At 45.5% G+C, this 17,181-nt stretch carries 17 protein-coding genes; 14 read left to right on the forward strand and 3 right to left on the reverse strand.

What is annotated here, in order from left to right; translation table 11 throughout:
- Nucleotides 1–1,445 (reverse strand): cache domain-containing protein (locus tag IKB69_RS05470; protein ID WP_290947009.1); only part of this gene is annotated, 1,445 nt, incomplete at its 3' end.
- A gap of 132 nt (nucleotides 1,446–1,577) precedes the next feature.
- Entirely contained in the window at nucleotides 1,578–2,621 is a 1,044-nt protein-coding gene (gene hemE, locus IKB69_RS05475; protein ID WP_290947012.1) for a uroporphyrinogen decarboxylase, read from the reverse strand.
- A 144-nt stretch (nucleotides 2,622–2,765) separates the two neighbouring features.
- Here hemE and IKB69_RS05480 point away from each other — a divergent pair, with 144 nt between their 5' ends.
- From IKB69_RS05480 to IKB69_RS05505, 6 genes are read left to right on the forward strand one after another with little or no spacing between them, the layout of a single operon-like run.
- Complete coding sequence (locus IKB69_RS05480) at nucleotides 2,766–2,972, forward strand: carbamoyltransferase N-terminal domain-containing protein (protein WP_290947015.1); 207 nt, start codon at nucleotides 2,766–2,768, stop codon at nucleotides 2,970–2,972.
- Nucleotides 2,926–5,088 (forward strand): carbamoyltransferase N-terminal domain-containing protein, encoded by a 2,163-nt coding sequence (locus tag IKB69_RS05485; RefSeq protein WP_290947142.1) that lies wholly within the window; start codon nucleotides 2,926–2,928, stop codon nucleotides 5,086–5,088. Before IKB69_RS05480 ends, IKB69_RS05485 begins: the two co-directional genes overlap by 47 nt.
- Nucleotides 5,089–5,098: 10 nt before the next feature.
- Complete coding sequence (locus IKB69_RS05490; protein ID WP_290947018.1) at nucleotides 5,099–6,451, forward strand: hypothetical protein; 1,353 nt, start codon at nucleotides 5,099–5,101, stop codon at nucleotides 6,449–6,451.
- Complete coding sequence (locus IKB69_RS05495; protein ID WP_290947021.1) at nucleotides 6,399–6,908, forward strand: hypothetical protein; 510 nt, start codon at nucleotides 6,399–6,401, stop codon at nucleotides 6,906–6,908. The genes IKB69_RS05490 and IKB69_RS05495 overlap by 53 nt, the downstream gene beginning before the upstream one ends.
- Nucleotides 6,909–6,919: 11 nt before the next feature.
- A complete protein-coding gene (locus IKB69_RS05500; RefSeq protein ID WP_290947023.1) occupies nucleotides 6,920–8,251 on the forward strand; it encodes a hypothetical protein in 1,332 nt (443 codons plus the stop codon).
- Nucleotides 8,252–8,289: 38 nt separating this feature from the next.
- Nucleotides 8,290–8,439, forward strand: a complete 150-nt coding sequence (locus tag IKB69_RS05505) for a DUF5989 family protein (protein ID WP_023929753.1) — start codon at nucleotides 8,290–8,292, stop codon at nucleotides 8,437–8,439.
- A gap of 171 nt (nucleotides 8,440–8,610) precedes the next feature.
- Here the strand turns inward: IKB69_RS05505 and IKB69_RS05510 are convergent, their stop codons facing one another.
- A complete protein-coding gene (locus IKB69_RS05510) occupies nucleotides 8,611–8,760 on the reverse strand; it encodes a hypothetical protein (protein WP_290947028.1) in 150 nt (49 codons plus the stop codon).
- 132 nt (nucleotides 8,761–8,892) lie between these two features.
- On the opposite strand from IKB69_RS05510, the gene IKB69_RS05515 reads away from it, so the two are divergent.
- From IKB69_RS05515 to IKB69_RS05550, 8 genes are all read left to right on the forward strand, one after another.
- Nucleotides 8,893–10,059 (forward strand): sugar-transfer associated ATP-grasp domain-containing protein, encoded by a 1,167-nt coding sequence (locus tag IKB69_RS05515; RefSeq protein ID WP_290947031.1) that lies wholly within the window; start codon nucleotides 8,893–8,895, stop codon nucleotides 10,057–10,059.
- Between the two features lie 13 nt (nucleotides 10,060–10,072).
- Nucleotides 10,073–11,191, forward strand: coding sequence for a histidinol-phosphate transaminase (locus IKB69_RS05520; protein ID WP_290947034.1), 1,119 nt, complete (start codon nucleotides 10,073–10,075; stop codon nucleotides 11,189–11,191).
- The gene (locus IKB69_RS05525; RefSeq protein WP_290947036.1) at nucleotides 11,166–12,203 is read left to right on the forward strand and encodes an HAD-IB family hydrolase; all 1,038 of its coding nucleotides are present in this window, start codon (nucleotides 11,166–11,168) and stop codon (nucleotides 12,201–12,203) included. Before IKB69_RS05520 ends, IKB69_RS05525 begins: the two co-directional genes overlap by 26 nt.
- A gap of 92 nt (nucleotides 12,204–12,295) precedes the next feature.
- Nucleotides 12,296–12,520 carry a hypothetical protein gene (locus IKB69_RS05530; protein WP_290947038.1) on the forward strand — a complete coding sequence of 75 codons (225 nt, stop codon included), beginning with the start codon at nucleotides 12,296–12,298 and terminating at the stop codon, nucleotides 12,518–12,520.
- A gap of 78 nt (nucleotides 12,521–12,598) precedes the next feature.
- A complete protein-coding gene (locus IKB69_RS05535) occupies nucleotides 12,599–13,474 on the forward strand; it encodes a J domain-containing protein (protein ID WP_290947042.1) in 876 nt (291 codons plus the stop codon).
- Between the two features lie 161 nt (nucleotides 13,475–13,635).
- A complete protein-coding gene (locus tag IKB69_RS05540; protein WP_290947045.1) occupies nucleotides 13,636–13,992 on the forward strand; it encodes an NINE protein in 357 nt (118 codons plus the stop codon).
- A gap of 99 nt (nucleotides 13,993–14,091) precedes the next feature.
- Nucleotides 14,092–15,174 (forward strand): NAD(+)/NADH kinase, encoded by a 1,083-nt coding sequence (locus IKB69_RS05545; protein ID WP_290947047.1) that lies wholly within the window; start codon nucleotides 14,092–14,094, stop codon nucleotides 15,172–15,174.
- A gap of 42 nt (nucleotides 15,175–15,216) precedes the next feature.
- Nucleotides 15,217–16,764, forward strand: a complete 1,548-nt coding sequence (locus IKB69_RS05550) for a DNA recombination protein RecN (protein WP_290947051.1) — start codon at nucleotides 15,217–15,219, stop codon at nucleotides 16,762–16,764.
- Nucleotides 16,765–17,181: the final 417 nt, after the last annotated feature.

Raw genomic sequence — 17,181 nt, forward strand, 5'->3', positions numbered from 1 at the left:
AACTCTAGGGAAGTTTTAAGCATTTTTCTAATCTCTTCTCCTAGAGTATTAGTTACTACTTCTACTCTACCACTAGCATTACTTATTTCTGTGGTGAAGTCTAGGCGGGTATAAGAGTCAAAGACGCGGTTGATTTCATTGGTATTGCTACCGATTTTTTGTTGCAAGTCATCAAGCATATGGTTAAGCACATCTTTTAGCTCTTTTAGCTGCGGGTTATTTGGCGTCTCGGTAATGCGCGCTTGCAAGTCACCAGATTCTATCTTCTTAGCAGTTTGGACAGCTTGCTCCACAGCTCTTGTATCTTGAGCTAGCCCATTTTGCGTGCGACTGATGTTTTCGTTGATTGCGTGCGCCATAGCCCCTAGCTCATCTTGGTTTTTAAGCACAAGTGGTTTTGGCGCAGTCTTAGACTCGTGGTTAAGATATTGGAAAAACCCTACAAGTAGCTGCTTGATCGTATTGATCGGTGCAGTAAAGTAGCGGATGATGAAAAATATCCCCACAGCACCAAGGATTGTCATAATACTCGCTAGGATAATGGTCTCAATCAAGTTTTCATTCACCGCTTGGGTATAGTCTGCCTTATTCGCGACGGCGACAATAACCCAGCCAAATGGAAAGCGTTTGTAGAATCCTATCCTATCGACAGGCTTGCTATCTGGCAAGTGCAAGTAGTATTCAATCGCACCATCTTGAGCAGGATCGCTTCTTAGCTTTTCTTGCAATTTATGTTCTACATCTTTAAAGAAGCCACCTTTGGCAAGTTCCATATTATCGTGTGAAAAAATCGCCCCTCCACTATCTACCATAAATACATTCATTGATGGCAATTCTTTGTTTTTGAAAAATTCAAATCTCTCTTGGAATCCCTCTACTGAAATGTCAAAACCCACTACCCCGATAAACTTGCCATTTTTGGTGATAGGCATTGTCGCAGTAACAAAGCTTTGCCCCTTATACTTACCGGCGACACTTTCATACGCAGGTGTGATGACACTGGAGTTTTTCTGCTTGGTTTGGATATACCACTGGCGAGTGCGTAAATCTACGCCAACAGAATCCCAAGTAGGCGATATAGCCGATCCAGACTCATCATAGTTTTGCAAAATCACCTTGCCATCATCTTCATAAACAATAAACATCAAGGGATATTTAATAAGCGAAGAAGTAGTACTAAGGATTAGCCGCTGGGATACAACATCGTTACGATCAGTTTTGGCTATATCCCTTGCCACCGCGCGCAAATGCTCTTGAGCTTCATCAGCCATAGTGATAAAAATACTCTTATAGCTGGCTTCTAAGGTTTGCTTCTGGATACCCTGGTAGAGATCGACAACTTTGTTAGAAGTCTTTTGGAAGCTAAAATAGCTCACAATGACAATAATGACGATGAAAACCCCCACCGCACTCATTGTAAGCTTCCCACCTAATGAACGAAACATTGAGAGACTCCTTGAAGTAATATGGAAGTCCTTAATATAGTAGAATCTAGCTTTTTATTTGCTTACATACTTGGAGTGATTAAATAAGTGTTAGAATCTAGTGGCTCAGGGCTCGTGTAGCTAGGATGGAGATTATCGCTTAGTTTTCTCTCTCACCATTTGCACAAGAGCTATGACATTTTCTCTAGGAAGATCTGGGAGCATCCCGTGTCCTAGGTTGAAAATATGTCCGCCTTGTTTCCCCATAATGCGCACAATCTCATCAACGCCCTGCTCCATAGCTACCTTGTCATAGAGTAAAGCTGGCTCAAGATTGCCCTGCAAGACAAACTTATCCCCTAGAATCTGCTTCGCTCTCCCCATACTGACCCCCCAATCCACACCAAATACCTCAAACTCTGCCCCACACATATCTACTTCATAGCGGATCTCTTCTAGCAGTGCGCCCACACCTTTGGGGAATAGCATCACTGGGACACTTGGAAAGTCTTTTTTAAGCGTGCGGGCGATCTCTAGCATATAGCTAAAGCCAAACTCTATATACGCGCGTGGGCTAAGTGCGCCTGCCCAGCTATCAAAGATCTGCACTGCATTTGCTCCCGCTCTAATCTGCGCACTCAAATACGCGATAAGCTCTGCGGTAAGCTTACTAAGGAGTGTATGCAGGGCTTGTGGATTGGTATAAAGTAGCCTCTTACTATGCGCATAGCTCTTACTGCCTTGTCCTTCTATCATATAAGTAGCAAGCGTCCAAGGCGCACCGCAAAATCCTATCAAAGCCTTGTCTTTAGCAAGCTTTGAGCGCACGCTAGATATCGTGTCATACACATAGCCAAGTTCATCTTGCACACCACTTTTAAGCGCGTTTATACTTCTCTCATCGCGCGTAGTTTGCAAAAATCTTGGACCCTCTCCTGCGACAAACTCAAGCTCTAGCCCCATAGCCATAGGTAGCACCAAAATATCACTAAACAAAATCGCCGCATCAACATCAAGGATCTCAACAGGCTGAAGCGTTACTTCCGTGGCTAGCGCGACATTTTGACACAGGTCCAAAAAGCTCCCAGCTTGCTTACGCGCAGCCTGATACTCGCTTAAATACCTGCCCGCTTGGCGCATAAGCCATATAGGAGTGTATGGAGTGTCTTTCTTCAATGCCGCATCGATAAAAATCATCGCTTATCCTTAAAAGTAGTATCGCTTGGTTTAAGCGTAAAGTGTGGGCTGGATTCTAGCTAATATCTCTTAAAAGTGGATTTAAGCAAGCACTGCTATAATCACGCTCCACTTCCCCGCAAACCCACACACCAAAGGATAGCGATGAGAATCCTAGGGATTTCTGCTTACTACCACGATAGTGCTATCGCGCTTTTAGAAAACGATCACATTATATTTGCTCTGCAAGAGGAGCGACTCTCTCGCATTAAGGCAGATAGCGCGTTTCCTAAGCTATCCATTGAGGCGGCATTAAACTATATGAATACTGCATTACAAACGGGGGGGGGGGGGGAACTTAGACTCTATTGATTCCTTTGTCTTTTATGACAAACCATTTCTCACCTTTGAACGCCTACTTGAAACCTACTTTGCCACTGCACCGCGTGGATTTCTAAGCTTTGTAAAGGCTATCCCTGTATGGCTATCAACTAAGCTTTTCTTAAAAGAAACCATTGCAAGAGAGCTAGAGTCTTTGTATAAAAGGCTCTACCCACAAAAATGTAAGCAAGAAATAAAGGCATTTAAGCAAAAAGTGCTAAACAATCTCTACTTTAGTGAGCATCACTTAAGTCATTGTAGTTCCGCATTTTTCCCAAGCCCCTTTAGTAATGCTGGGATTCTCACCCTTGATGGTATAGGTGAATGGGCTACTACCACCATTGCTAAGGGGCAGGATAACCATATTGAGATTTTGCAAGAGCTGCATTTTCCACATTCTTTGGGGCTTTTGTATTCTGCTTTTACTTATTATTTGGGCTTTAAGGTTAATTCTGGTGAATATAAGGTAATGGGTTTAGCCCCTTATGGAGAGCCAAAGTTTGTAGATATTATCAAAATGCATTTGATTGATATTAAGCCTGATGGAAGCTTTTCACTCAATATGAAATATTTCTCTTACACTTATGGGCTAAGAATGACAAATGCTAAATTTGACAGCCTTTTTAAAGCACAAAGAAGCCCAGAATCTAAGCTAGAGCAAATCCATATGGATATAGCTGCAAGTCTGCAAGTGGTAACTGAAGAGATAATGATAGCCCTTGCTCGCACCACAGCAAGGCTAAGTGGCAGTAGAAATCTCGTCTTAAGCGGTGGTGTCGCGCTTAATTGCGTAGGTAATGGCAAGATTTATCAACAGCTTATAAAAGAAGAGAAGCTATTAGATCATATTTGGATACAGCCAGCAAGTGGAGATGCGGGAAGTGCGGTAGGGTGTGCGTTGGCGTTTTACCACATAGAATGCCAACAGCCTAGAATCGTGGATTCGTCTTTGGGTGAGCAATGCGGCAGTGTTGCAAAAATTGTGAAAGGCACGACCGCTAAGGTCGCTAACCTTCCCCAATTTTTGCAAAGCTCCCACAGCCCCACCGCAAATCCTAGAATCCGTGAAGAAAAAAGCCAAGCTGGGCGTGAAAACGCCGACAGCCTAGAATCCACTTTTCCGTCATTGCGAGACACTGCATCAGCAGTGGGGTGGCAATCCATATCCGCGCAAGTGGATTCTAGGATTTGTGAGAACGCCAAAAATCTTGCCACGCCACAGGCGGAAGCAGTTGAGATGAGAAATCGTGGCTTTCAAGCGATTGGCAAGGGTGCTACCTTAGCGGTAGTGACCGCAGACAATCGTGCAGAATCCGCGATTTATCGCTCAAATGCCACGCCAACACTACAAGACTCTATGCAGGGAAGCTATTTAGGGCTATCTTACTCCAACGCCGAAGTCCAAACCACGCTAGATTCCTTAAATGCAGTCTATGAAAGACATAGCTTTGACACGATTAAACACCTAACTGCAAAAGCACTAACACAAGGTCAAGTAGTGGGTTGGCATCAAGGGCGATGTGAGTTTGGACCTAGGGCATTAGGAGCTAGATCGATCCTAGGCGATCCACGCAATACTACAATGCAAAAAACAATGAATCTAAAGATTAAATACAGAGAATCTTTCCGCCCATTTGCCCCAAGTGTGTTGGACTTTGCCATAAATGAGTGGTTTGAATGCGACTATATAAGCCCTTATATGCTACTTGTAGCCCCTGTGAAAAAGGAGAAATGCTACCCACTTACACAAGAGCAAAAAGAGCTTTTTGGCATAGATAAGCTTAATATTGTTAGAAGTGAGATTCCAAGCGTTACGCATATTGACTATTCTGCGAGAATCCAAAGTGTGCATAAAGGGACAAATCCGCGTTATTACGCTTTGATAGAGGAGTTTTATAAGCTTAGTGGTGTGCCTGTGCTAGTTAATACAAGCTTTAATGTGCGCGGTGAGCCTATGGTATGTAGCCCTTATGATTCTTATGCGTGTTTTATGGGGACAGAGATGGATATGCTAGTGATTGAAGATTTTATCCTGTATAAAGAAAATCAGCCAAAAGAGCATATTGCAAAGTTTAGAGATATTAAGGACAAATACGAGCTGGATTAAAGGAGAGAGTATGAGAGTATATAGCATACTAAGCGCGAAAATGCGCGCATTAGTATGGGTGGGGGTATGGATTCTAGTAAGCATAGTGTCTTTCAAGCTAGATAGCGTGCTAAATGGGCGTGCAGGCTTTGGCATTATGCCCTTTGTGGTGATTGGCGTCGGGGCTTTAGGACTGCTAATCTACCTTGCCACAAAAACAAAACACAAAGCCCTTAAGCTCGCGCTCTCCTATCTCACCATCGCCCCACTCTGTCTAATCGTAGGCGAGCTATATGGCTACTACAAGCTAGAATCTAGTAGCGAGCAAGATCCTTGCGCTGCTAGCACGAGCGGCACTTATGCGAGCGATTACTTCACCCCAAGCCCCATCACAGGCTACAAAGGCAAGCCAAACACCACCGCCACCGCGCACAAGAGCACACAAAGTGGAAAAAGTCTCTACAATGTCTCCTACACCACCGATGAGTTTGGCTGGCGGATCACGCCTAGCAGCAAGCTAGATTCTAGCTTTTGTGTGCTCTTCTTTGGCGATAGTTTTACCATAGGCGAGGGCGTGCAGGATAATGAAACGCTGCCCTTTTACTTTGGCAAGCAGATAAATGCTAGAATCTATAACTTCGGTTTCCACGGCTATGGACCCCACCAAGCCCTAGCCCTTGTGCAAAGCGGGGAGATAGCGCGCATAGTCAAAGACTGCCAAAGTGTGCTAGCTATTTATGAGAGCTTGCCCGGGCATATCGCTAGGGCTGGGGGCTTTTCATCGTGGGAGCAGGGCACAAATGCCCCTAGATTCTACCTCGCTAATGGCTCGCTAGAGTGGCGCAATGCGTATTTGCATAAAAGCCCCGTGCTAGCCAAGCTTGCCCCTAAGCTTCAAGCCCGCCTAGCGCAGAGCTATCTCTACAAGCTTTTACAGCCTAGCTATGGCTATGATGAGAGCCACAATGCCCTGTATTTTGCGATTATTGATACTCTGCAAAAAGAGCTACAAGAGCACTTTGGCGCGCATTTTACGCTTGTGCTGTGGGACGCTACGGATTTAAGCGATGAGACAGAGCGCAAGGAGTCGCACGCGATTATTAAGCATTATAAAAACGGCTTAGGGGGGGGGGCTATGGATTTAGTGCTAGTTAGCGAGATTTTGCCCAACTATAAGCAGCAAAGGGAAGCGTATGGCATAGATAGGTGCGATCTGCACCCAAATGCTAGGGCAAATGAGCAAATCGCACGCTATCTAGTGGATTTGCCAAATCTCACCAACTCACAGGCGGCAGGATTTCAAACAACCGCAAAGGATTCTAGGATTTTTGATGAATGTTGTGCGTTGCGAGAAAAAGCACAAGGGAGTTACCTTGAGTGGTAATGACCGCAGGGCTTTTTTGACGCTCGCGCAAAAGTCGCAAAAAGCCGAATCCACCAGCAAAAAGCCAACGCCAAACAAAGGAGCTATTATGAGTGCTTATGACTTACGCATATTTTTAAGTATTTGGGCAGGGATTTTCGCTCTCTTTCTACTCTCTGGAGTCCTTTTACACGATCATTATAGAATCTGGGCGATTGTGGGGCTAGCACTCGCCCTAGCCTTGCAAGCCTACCCCAAAGCAAGCACTCCACTCTACATCGCGCAAGTTAGGCTTGGAAGCGCGCTTGGCTGGTGTATCTCGCGCGCGACTTTGGTAGTGCTTTTTGCTCTTGTGTTTGTGCCCTTGGGGCTAGTGTTTAAGCTAGCTAGGCGCGATATTCTCGCCCCAAAGCTTCATAATGATAGCTACCTCATCAAGCGCGACAAACAACCCGCAAGTATGAAAAACCAATTTTAATAAGGGACCCTATGCTGCGCAACAAATATCTAACGCTTGCATTGTGGATTCTAGCTTGGCTTGCACTTAGTGCCATAGTGCTAAAGCTAGATGGAGTGTGTCGGCTAGAATTTGGCTTTAGTATTATGCCCTTTGCCATTATTAGTGCAGGGGTGCTGGGGCTGCTGATCTACCTTGCCACAAAGACAAAGCGCAAAGCTCTAAAGCTCGCATTCTCTTATCTTACTATTGCCCCACTCTGTCTTATTGTAAGCGAAGCATTTTTCTACTACAAGCTGGAGTTTCATAAAAGCACGCAAGTGCAGCCACACGCAGTCCTAGGCACTAGCAATACCCCAGAATCCACTACAAGAAAAACTCTCATCGTAGATGATAAGCTCATTTATAATGTAATTTATACCAACGACAAAAACGGCTTGCGTGCCACGCCACACAATGTAGAATCTAGCGCAATCAAATGCATCAATATCTATGGCGGCTCATTTGTCTATGGCGATGGGCTTAATGATAGCCAGACAATCACCGCTATGCTATCTACCAAGCTTCCAAACTTCCAAGCTAATAACTTTGGAATCAGTGGGGGGGGGGGACACCAAATGCTTGCACGACTAGAGTTTGAGCTAGATTCTAGCGTGCTTAAAGATTGTGCGGAAAATATCTTCATCTATGAGATTATCCCCCATCATCTCTACCGCGCTTTAGGAGTGTTTGGAGGTCCAAAATACGCGCTAGATTCTAGCGGGCAAGCCACATATATAGCCAATCATTTTAGCCCAAGCGATTTGGCGCGCTTTAACAACGATAGCCAAGCGCGCTATTTCACCCTAGCGCAGCGGCTCACAAACCAGCTAGAAAAGTCCTATACAAAGCAATTTATCACCACGCCAAAATCAGGTGCAAAAAGCACAGAAGAAATGCTAGCGATCTTCCCAAGTGGCTATGCGTCAAATGCTTACCACCCAAGTATCAAGGAGCAGGACTTCGCACTTTACTTCGCCATTGTGGCTAAAATCCAAGCCATTTTACGCGAGCGATACAACGCGCCTTTATATGTGCTTGTGTGGGACTACGATATGCACGCGCAGTTTTTAGACAAATACGACAGCCTAATACAAGAGAGCCTAGCCAAAGCTGGCATAAAGTTTTGGAAAATGAGCGAGATTTTAGGAGATGAGTATAGGCAGGATTTAGCGCGAGTTAGGCGCGGAGATTTGGAGCATTTCGCTTATAGGATCTCGCGCTGGGATACCCACCCAAACGCTAGGGCAAATGAGCAAATCGCAAGCTTTATCGCCGAACAGATAGAAAACGGCAGCATAAAGGCGAGCAAAAGTGGATTCTAGCCAAAGGTCTAATGCCAAACCAAACTAAAGGAGCAGCAATGAGTATCATCAAAGAGCTATGGGCGTTTTTAAAAGAGCGCAAGAAATTTTGGCTTTTCCCTGTGATTGTGGTGATGCTTTTCTTAGGTGCGCTTATCGTGCTAGCAAAAGGCTCGGCAGTCGCGCCATTTATCTATACGATTTTTTAAGACATCTCTTAGCAGGGTGGATTCGGCTTTGGGTAATCATAGCGGCGATTTTGTGGATTTTAGGGCAACCGCAGACCACTAGTCTAGCTCTACCCTAAAATCCACAAAAAGCACCACTAGCAATACCGCAATTCCTAGAATCCTAGGGAGAATAAACAAGCCTCCCGCTCGTCATTGCGAGCCGACTTGTCGGCGTGGCAATGACAGAAACAAGCACACTAGCCCAAACGATTCTAAGATTTGCGGTGGGGCTGTGGTTGCTTTGGCATTTTTGGGAAAGGTTAGCGAACTTGGCGTTCGTGCCTTTCCCAAAAATGCCAACACTGCCGCATTGCTCACCCAAGGCTGAATCGCTTAAGGCTGTTTAATGAATATTTAAGGGGGGGGGGGAGTAGCATTCCCATCCAAATGCCCAAGTGCTAACCCCATGGCACTCGGCTATCAAGGATAAGAATGCTAAAGCCCCTTGCCAAGTCTCTCTACAAGCGCGCCAAGTCCGCCTACTACACCCACCAAGCGATGAAGTATTTTGAGCAAAAGACGCAAAATTATCTAGCCATACACAAGCACCTATCCCCCCTGCCAGAGTCTGCCAAGCAAGAAGCCCTAGAGTTTTGGTCGCCCCTTTTGTCCAAACACCGCCTAGAGCACACACTTAGCTGGCATACTATCATCTATAATTCTAACCGCTTTTGCCCCACACATAAAGCCTATCTCGATAATGCTTTCTACTATCTTACACTCCTACCCTACCTAAATACGCAAGGCTATGCCAAAGCCCTAGCGGATAAAAACTATGCAGATATGCTCTTTACCTCCTATAACCGCCCAGCCACCATTGCCAAGCGCGTTAATGGCAGCTATTATGTGCTAGATTCTACGGGCGATTTAGCTTGCAGTAGTATAGACTCTCCCTTAGAATCTAGCTTGCCACGCCTGCGCCACAAACTCATCACCAAGCAAGATTTTTTCGCGCTTTTGCGTAGTAGCGCCCCTTGCGTGATCAAGCCCACAAGAGCTAGCGAGACTGGCTCTGGCAACAATATCCGCCTGCTAGATTCTAGCCTAGATAATGATGAGCTAGAATCCTTGCTAAGCCACTATCCAAGCGATTTCATCGTGCAAGACAAAATCAAGCAGCACCCCTTCCTAAGCGCGCTAAATCCCACAAGTATCAACACAATCCGCGTGGTAAGCCTGCTGTATGAAAACCACTTTAGCATACTTGCTTGCACGCTACTTGTAGGCGAAGATGGGCTCACCTCTAATGGCGGGCATTTCCGCATAGGGATTGATAGAGACTCTGGATTACTGCGGGACTTTATCATTAAAGGCAAGGGAGAGCCTATTGATGCCTTGCCAAATGCCAAAGATCAAAGCTACAAGGCAGCACCAATCCCTAGCTTCCAAGAATTACTAGCAATGACTAAAGCTATGCACTCACTTTTGCCACACTTTGGATTAATTGGCTGGGACTTTACTATCGATAGCAATGGCAACCCACTCTTTATAGAAATCAACCCTGATGTCCCCGGGTGTGAAATAATGGAGCAACTCAATGAACCAATGTTTAAAAATCATCAAGAAATCATTGCCCTAGCTTGCAACCATCGCACCTAAAGACAAATTTCATATGCAGTCAAATCTATTTATCCAAACACTAAAACCCTATATCCCCATAGCGCATAAAATATGGGAAACACCCAATCAAAGTGCTATATTAAAGCTTGATTGGAATGAATCCACAAAGCCCCCATCACCAAAAGTTTTTGCCGCTTTAGAACAAGCATTACAGCACGACAACTTGCATTGGTATCCCAACACAAAAAACGAAACATTACTACAACTTCTAAGCACATACACAGCGCTCCCTAGCTCGTGTATAGAGCTTTTTGCAAGCTCAGATTGTGCGCACGAATTTATCCTACAAGTATTTGCCAAGACTTTAGATAGCGTGTGTATCATCGCTCCAACTTATGACAACTTCCGCTCAAGCGCACAAGGGCGAGGGCTACAAAGCCTATTTTTCTACACTGATGAATCTGGCAAGATTGATTGGCATAAACTTGATGTGTTCCTAGAATCCAAAAATCCCCAAATGCTCTACATCTGCAACCCAAATAACCCAACAGGCACGCTGCACGATATAAATGCCTTACAATCACTCATATACAAATATAAACATATAGCGTTTATTGTCGATGAAGCATATTATGAATTTTGCGGTATAAGCTTGGGATATATCGTGCCACACACACCAAATCTCATCATCACACGGACATTTTCCAAAGCCTTTGGGCTTGCATCATTTCGCATAGGTTACTGCCTTAGTGCGCCACAAAATATCGCCGCCCTAAATCGCCTGCGCAATGCAAAAAATATCCCACATTTTTCACAAATAGCTGCCATAGCCGCACTAGAAGACATTGCCTATATGCAGCAATATGTCAAAGAAGTCAAAAAAGCAAAACAATATTTCCTACACGAGCTAGAATCCATACAAGATTTTACAATGTATCACACAGAAGCGAATTTTGTCTTTTTGCACTACAATAACGCCGCTGCATTATGCGATTTTTTAGAATCTAAAGGCGTGTATATACGCAATTACACACACATACTGCCAAATCACTGCCGCATAAGCATTGGCACAAAAACTCAAATGCAAAAAGTCGCTAGCTATATACAAGACTTCATCGCCCAAACTCACACCATAAAGGAACACAATGAGACAGATTCTAGCGATTTTTGACTTTTGTGAGAGTATTGTGAATATCCAAAGTATCTCGCCGTATTTGGAGCTAGCGCGCAAGGCTAATAGCGCGTATAGGTCGCCAAACTCGTATAAACAAAGGCTGCTGCGTAAAGCTGCTAGGCTTATATATACCGCAAATCCTAGAATCCTTAAAGAAAAAGAAGCCTCCCACTTGTCGTTGCGAATGAGCGAAGCGAGTGCGGCGATCCACAAATCCGCGAAAGCGGATTCTAGTGCGAAAATGGATTGCCACGCCTTGCCTAGCGACAAGGCTCGCAATGACAGAAATCTAAGCGACTTGGCGCAGGATTCTAAGATTTTTAATAAAAACGCTCAAAATGTGTTTTCTCAAAACGCAACTAGGCGGCAGGATTTTGGAGATAAAAATGGGGCTTTGCAAGGGCAGACTTGGGAGTTACCTAAAGCGGTAATGACCGCAGACTCGCCGCAGAAATCGCCATTTTTAGCCCAAAAGCCAACGCCAGAAATAAAAAAGCTCAATTTGCTACACAAAGCCCTAATGATTCCAACCTATCCAGAGCTAGCCGGCTTGCCTCTATCAACCGCCTTAACCCTAGCCAAAGACTACGCCCTAAGCTTACGCGCTTATAGCAACCAAAAGGTCATCGACAAGCTTTTATGGCACAAAGCACAAGGACACACTATAGTCGTAGTATCTGGCGGTCTTGGCATTTATATCCGCCCATTTATGCAAGAATTTGGCATAGACACAATCCTAGCCGTAGAGCTAGAATCTACTTTAGATAAATACGGACAGGAGATTTTAAGTGGCAATCGCTTAGGACTACACACAATGCAAGAGCGCAAGCTCTATGCCTTAGCAAACCACCTAGATTTAGCGCAATATGACCTACCAAACTCTTATGCTTATAGTGATTGCCCAAGCGATGTACCCCTACTCTCTCTTGTTGGCAAGCCATGCGTAATCCAAGGCAGTCAAGAAACGCGCTGGGCAAATATCCTAGGCTATCCAATCTTAGTGCCTTGATTCTATAAACAGATTCGGCTTTGCGCGATAAATCGTGGATTTCTGCGGACTCTCGGCGGTTACGCACCCCAAGTGCGCGCCCTTGAGAGTCCTTGAAAAGCCCAGATTTCTCATCGCAAATCCTAGAATCCCAAAGCATTGATAAAAAACAAAACAGGCAAAAAAGCGCGCTAGGAAAAGTAGATCCTAGCCCAAACGATTCTAAGAATTGCGGTGGGGCTGTGGGAGCTTTGCGCCTTATGGTAAAGGTTAGCGAACTTGGCGTTCGTGCCTTTCCCAAAAATGCCAACACTGCCGCATTGCTCACCCAAGGCTGAATCACCCCCTTAAATTTCTTCAAAAAATGCCGAATATTAAGGAATATTTATTGCTAGAATAACGCAAAAGGACGCGCGATGAATATTACTTATTGTGATCGATATGTGCAAATCGAGCTACTCAAAGGCACGCGCCTGCTCGATAAAGTCCTAGAATACGCGCAGAAACACTTCTCCAAGCACTATCGCTTATCTAGCTCCTTGCTAATCCTTGATGATGGCGAGCGGTTTAAGAAAGACTATTTGATCAATTGGACCTACCACGCCACTTTGCAAAGCGAACAGGAGAGCACCAAGCTCCTACCAAACCTAGCCAAGCCTAGCCCGAATGCTCAAAAGCTAGAATCTAGCACGCAAGCAGATGAGCAGAGCAAGCCTAGCGAGCTTGAGCTACTTTTGCGCCACTCACACCTGCCCATACGCATTAAAATCACTAGCCCAAATGATATGCTAAAGCGCGTCAAGGTCCATATCCATCTAGCCAGCCTTGATCAAGTGCTTTTGCGCTTAGAGGAAGACGATAGGGTCGCGCGTCGCTATATCCGCACACTCTTTGGCAGCAAGATCATCTACGAAGTGGAAAATGAATTTTGCATTAACGCTGCAGGATATAGCGAGTCAATGTGGGAGAGTGTGATAAGCCTTATTAGCTCGCGCGTGATCCACAATGTCGCCCTAGAGTTTGAATACCAAAAACCAGAAGAAAACGATAGCTTTTTGACACGCGAGGAATATCTCTTGCGCAAGTGTTATAGCGAGCTTGATGTGGGCTTTGATGAGTCATTAGAAGCGGTGAAAAAGCAGTATGTCAAGCTTGCCAAAATATTCCATCCAGACAATGCTCTAGACAAAGACCCCCAAACCCAAGAATACTACCAAGACCGCTTCAAAAAAATCTCCCACGCCTACAAAACGATCAAGAACGCCAGAGCACACAAGCGCGCCACCGCTTAGAATCTGCTTTTACTTAGCGTGTGCCAAAAGTATATAGCAGCATACACTTTTGCTCCCTACATCCTTTGAAAATTAACCCTACTAAAGACGAGGGCTCTAGCGCGTTTCATATTTAAAAACACTTGCTACAATCTCTCTCTATTTTAACGCAAAGGGGTGTTATGAGCAATTCCGCTTTAGTGATACTCACGAGTGCGTGGAGCAACAAGATACCAAGTGAAGCAGCCTTTATGCTTCAAGGGAGATTAGAAAAAATCCCTGAAGATAAGATGCAATCTCTTGGCTTTATCTCGCTCAAAGACCCTGTAATTGGACTTATTTTGGGGCTATTCTTTGGTCTTCTTGGCATAGATAGATTCTACAAAGGCGATGTTGGACTTGGAATCTTAAAGTTTCTGTCCAGTTTTATTCTTATAGGATTTTTTTGGGCGTTGGCAGATTTATATTTTGTATGGCAAGGGATTAAAAAAGACAATCTTAACAAAATCAATCAACACCTTATGATCCTAGGCGTATAGCTAAAACATCATTAAGACTTCTCATCAAAGGTGTTAAGTGATACAAGTGGCGGTTGTTGGCTATGGAAATTGGGGGAAGTATAAGTAAAGGTATGAAGCGTGAGAGAGTCGCAAAGAGCCGTAGCAAAGCCCAAGCCTAGAGAGATCGACAAAATCGCCCTGATCGTGCGCCCAGAGTCCCCAGAGCTTGCAGATGCTTGTAGTGAAGTTATAGCGATATTTGAGCGATTTGGGGTGGAAGTGTGCGTGCTAGAATCTAGCGTAAAAAGCTTGGGGCTAGATTCTAGGCTCGCTTGCAAAGAGAGTGAGCTAGGAGAGAGAGCGCAGGCATTGGTGAGCTTGGGGGGTGATGGCACGCTCATTTCTGCGGTACGCATAAGCCTAGGGCTTAATCTCCCTGTGCTTGGTATCAATATGGGACGGCTGGGCTTTCTCACTGCTATTAAGCCTAGCGAGCTTGAAGAGTTTGTGCCACTGCTAAGATCTGGAGAGTATGCGCTAGACTCGCATCATCTCCTGCAAGGTTATCTTGCTAGGGATTCTCAAGGGGACTTGAGCTTGGGTAGGCATTCGCGCGGTGGCTTTTTAACTAACGATGGCGATTGCTATGGCAAGTCTGCAGGTACGCACGCGCAAGCGCGCGCCTTTGACTCACCTTGCAAAGCCCCATTTTTACCGCAAATATCCTGCCACGAACAGACAGAGCTAGAATCCAAAAGCTTAGATTCTAGTGAAAATATCTTCTATGTCCTAAACGAAATTCTCATCACCAAAAAGGACATTTCTGGTATGACCAAAATCTATGCCACCATCAACAACGAGCATTTCCATACCTACCGAGCAGATGGACTAATCATCGCTACGCCCACAGGCTCTAGCGCGTATAATATCTCTGCAGGTGGCTCGCTTGTACATCCGCAATGCCGCGTGATTTTGCTAACGCCCGTCTGCGCACACTCACTTACACAGCGACCAATGATTGTAAGCGATAGCTTTTGCCTACAATTTAGCGTGGAAGAAGACTCAGTAATAATGCTTGATGGGCAAGAGCGCATAGACTTCCGCAAGGGTGACACACTCTTTGTGCAAGGCTCTTTCCCCATCCAGCTAATCCAGCACCCTAAGCGAAGCTATTTTGCCGTGCTAGAAGAGAAGTTTGGCTTAGGCGGTAAGCAAGTATGATGATAACAAAGCGACTTAGCAAAGTGTGATAAAGGAGAGGTGATGATAAAAAAGCTACACCTAGAAGACTCTGTGCTATTTGGAAGCTTGGAGCTAAACTTTAGCGCGGGGTTTTGCGTTTTTAGCGGTCCTAGTGGTAGTGGGAAGAGTGTCCTTATGGACTCGCTTTTAGCCTGCTTTGGGCTCAAAGAGCCAAATGCCTCTGTCATTGAAGCAGATATTATGCTAAGCCCTAAGCTCATCAAAGTCTTTGAAGAAGAGCTAGGTATCGATAGCGAGCTACTCAATATCAAAATCATCAAAAAGGACAAAATCCGCTATTTTGTGAATTTCACCCCCATTGCCAAAAAGCAGCTAGCCCAGATCCTAAGCCACTTCACCACACATATCCACTCACGCGGTGGCGATGAGCTTAGTACTGCTAGCTTACTAGGTTTGCTAGATCGCCTAGCAATAGCTAGCACAAAAGCTCACGCCAAAGCCCTGCAGGACTTCGCACAGGACTTCGCACAGCTAGATTCTAAGCGCAAGCAGCTAGATGAGCTACAAAAGGCAGAGTCTAACCGCCAAAGCCTTATAGAAATCGCTGAGTTTGAAATCGCCCAAATTAGCTCCATAGCCCCCAAAAGTGGCGAGTATGAAGAGCTACTAGCACTCAAAAAAACCCTTTCACATAAAGAAAAGCTCCTAGAGTCCATCGCCAAAGCCACCGCCGCGCTAGAATCTAGCTGTGCGCTAAGCTCTGCCCTAGCCCTGCTAGATAAGCTAGAGCTACAAGCCACCCTAGAAGAAGCCCTAAATGACACCCAAGCAATCCTAGAAGAAGAGTCCCAAAAGCTAGAAAACTTGCAAGACTTAGATGTAGAGAGCCTGCTAGCTAGGATCTCTGCTCTCTCAAGTCTCATCACGCGCTATGGCAGCATAGAAGCCGCCCTAGCGCACGAGCAAGCCCAGAGAGAGAAGCTAGAAGCCCTGCAAGACTCCAGCACCAAGACAAAAGAGCTAGAAGCACACATTGCCGCGCTAGAATCTAGCCTAAGCTCCCAAGCCCAAGCTCTCACGCAAACGCGCCAAAGCGCGCTAAAAAGCCTGCAAGACTCCTTGCAAGCCCTATGCCTTGCCCTAAAGCTTAAGCCCATCTCCTGCACCCTAAGCCCAAAGCCCCTAGACCATAGCGGCAGCGATGTGCTAGAGCTTAGGCTAGATCACAGCAGTATCGCCACACTCTCTGCCGGAGAGTTTAACCGCCTGCGTTTGGCAGTGATGTGCGTGGGTGCGCGGCTGGAGAAGAAGCAGGGCGTGCTAATCCTAGATGAGATTGATGCAAACTTAAGCGGAGAAGAGAGTGAGGGCGTAGCGCGCGTGCTACAAGAGCTTAGCAAAAGCTATCAAATCTTTGCCATCTCCCACCAGCCCCATATGCCAAGCCTAGCCACCGCGCACTACCTAGTGAGCCGCGAGGGCGCAAGCTCGCAAGTCCGCCTGCTTGATAAGCAAGGCAGAGTGCAAGAGCTAGCTAGAATGATCAGCGGGGCAAATATCACCCAAGAAGCACTAGACTTTGCTAGCAGGCGACTAGAGCAGATCTAGCAAGCGCAAGCAGATTCTAGCAGCACTTTTTCTCGTCATTGTGAGCCGACAACGCCCCTTCTCTGTCATCGCGAGCGATGCTTGCGCCGCGTGGCAATCCATAAGCAACAAAAACAAAAAGCACAAAAGTGGATTCTAGGGCAGTCAATTCTGCTAGCGCAGTATCTCGCAATGACAAAACCGCCCAAAGTCAAAAACTAGATTCTAGTGTGAAAGTGGATTTGTAGATCGCCACGCTCTGCTCTAGCAGGGCTTGCGATGACGGGTTAAGGTGGATTGCTTGGGCTATTTGATTGTTGAAAGTTTATAAATCAAATATGCAGTAAATCCAAAAAACGCTACAAAAGCCGAAAATAATGCTAGTAGTCCCATATTAGTCTTTCTCCTTTTCTAGCTTGTCTATTTCTTTCAAAATAA

Origin of the sequence: Helicobacter sp., assembly GCF_017502485.1 — a bacterium.
Lineage (GTDB): Bacteria > Campylobacterota > Campylobacteria > Campylobacterales > Helicobacteraceae > Helicobacter_B.

What these genes read in the sequence shown, in the direction of transcription:
- IKB69_RS05540 (WP_290947045.1), top strand. Translation starts at nt 13,636, where the DNA reads ATGAGCAATTCCGCTTTAGTGATACTCACGAGTGCGTGGAGCAACAAG.
- IKB69_RS05515 (WP_290947031.1), top strand. Translation starts at nt 8,893, where the DNA reads ATGCTAAAGCCCCTTGCCAAGTCTCTCTACAAGCGCGCCAAGTCCGCC.
- IKB69_RS05535 (WP_290947042.1), top strand. Translation starts at nt 12,599, where the DNA reads ATGAATATTACTTATTGTGATCGATATGTGCAAATCGAGCTACTCAAA.
- IKB69_RS05500 (WP_290947023.1), top strand. Translation starts at nt 6,920, where the DNA reads ATGCTGCGCAACAAATATCTAACGCTTGCATTGTGGATTCTAGCTTGG.
- IKB69_RS05520 (WP_290947034.1), top strand. Translation starts at nt 10,073, where the DNA reads ATGCAGTCAAATCTATTTATCCAAACACTAAAACCCTATATCCCCATA.
- IKB69_RS05505 (WP_023929753.1), top strand. Translation starts at nt 8,290, where the DNA reads ATGAGTATCATCAAAGAGCTATGGGCGTTTTTAAAAGAGCGCAAGAAA.
- hemE (WP_290947012.1), bottom strand. Translation starts at nt 2,621, where the DNA reads ATGATTTTTATCGATGCGGCATTGAAGAAAGACACTCCATACACTCCT.
- IKB69_RS05525 (WP_290947036.1), top strand. Translation starts at nt 11,166, where the DNA reads ATGAGACAGATTCTAGCGATTTTTGACTTTTGTGAGAGTATTGTGAAT.
- IKB69_RS05495 (WP_290947021.1), top strand. Translation starts at nt 6,399, where the DNA reads ATGAATGTTGTGCGTTGCGAGAAAAAGCACAAGGGAGTTACCTTGAGT.
- IKB69_RS05490 (WP_290947018.1), top strand. Translation starts at nt 5,099, where the DNA reads ATGAGAGTATATAGCATACTAAGCGCGAAAATGCGCGCATTAGTATGG.
- IKB69_RS05480 (WP_290947015.1), top strand. Translation starts at nt 2,766, where the DNA reads ATGAGAATCCTAGGGATTTCTGCTTACTACCACGATAGTGCTATCGCG.
- IKB69_RS05550 (WP_290947051.1), top strand. Translation starts at nt 15,217, where the DNA reads ATGATAAAAAAGCTACACCTAGAAGACTCTGTGCTATTTGGAAGCTTG.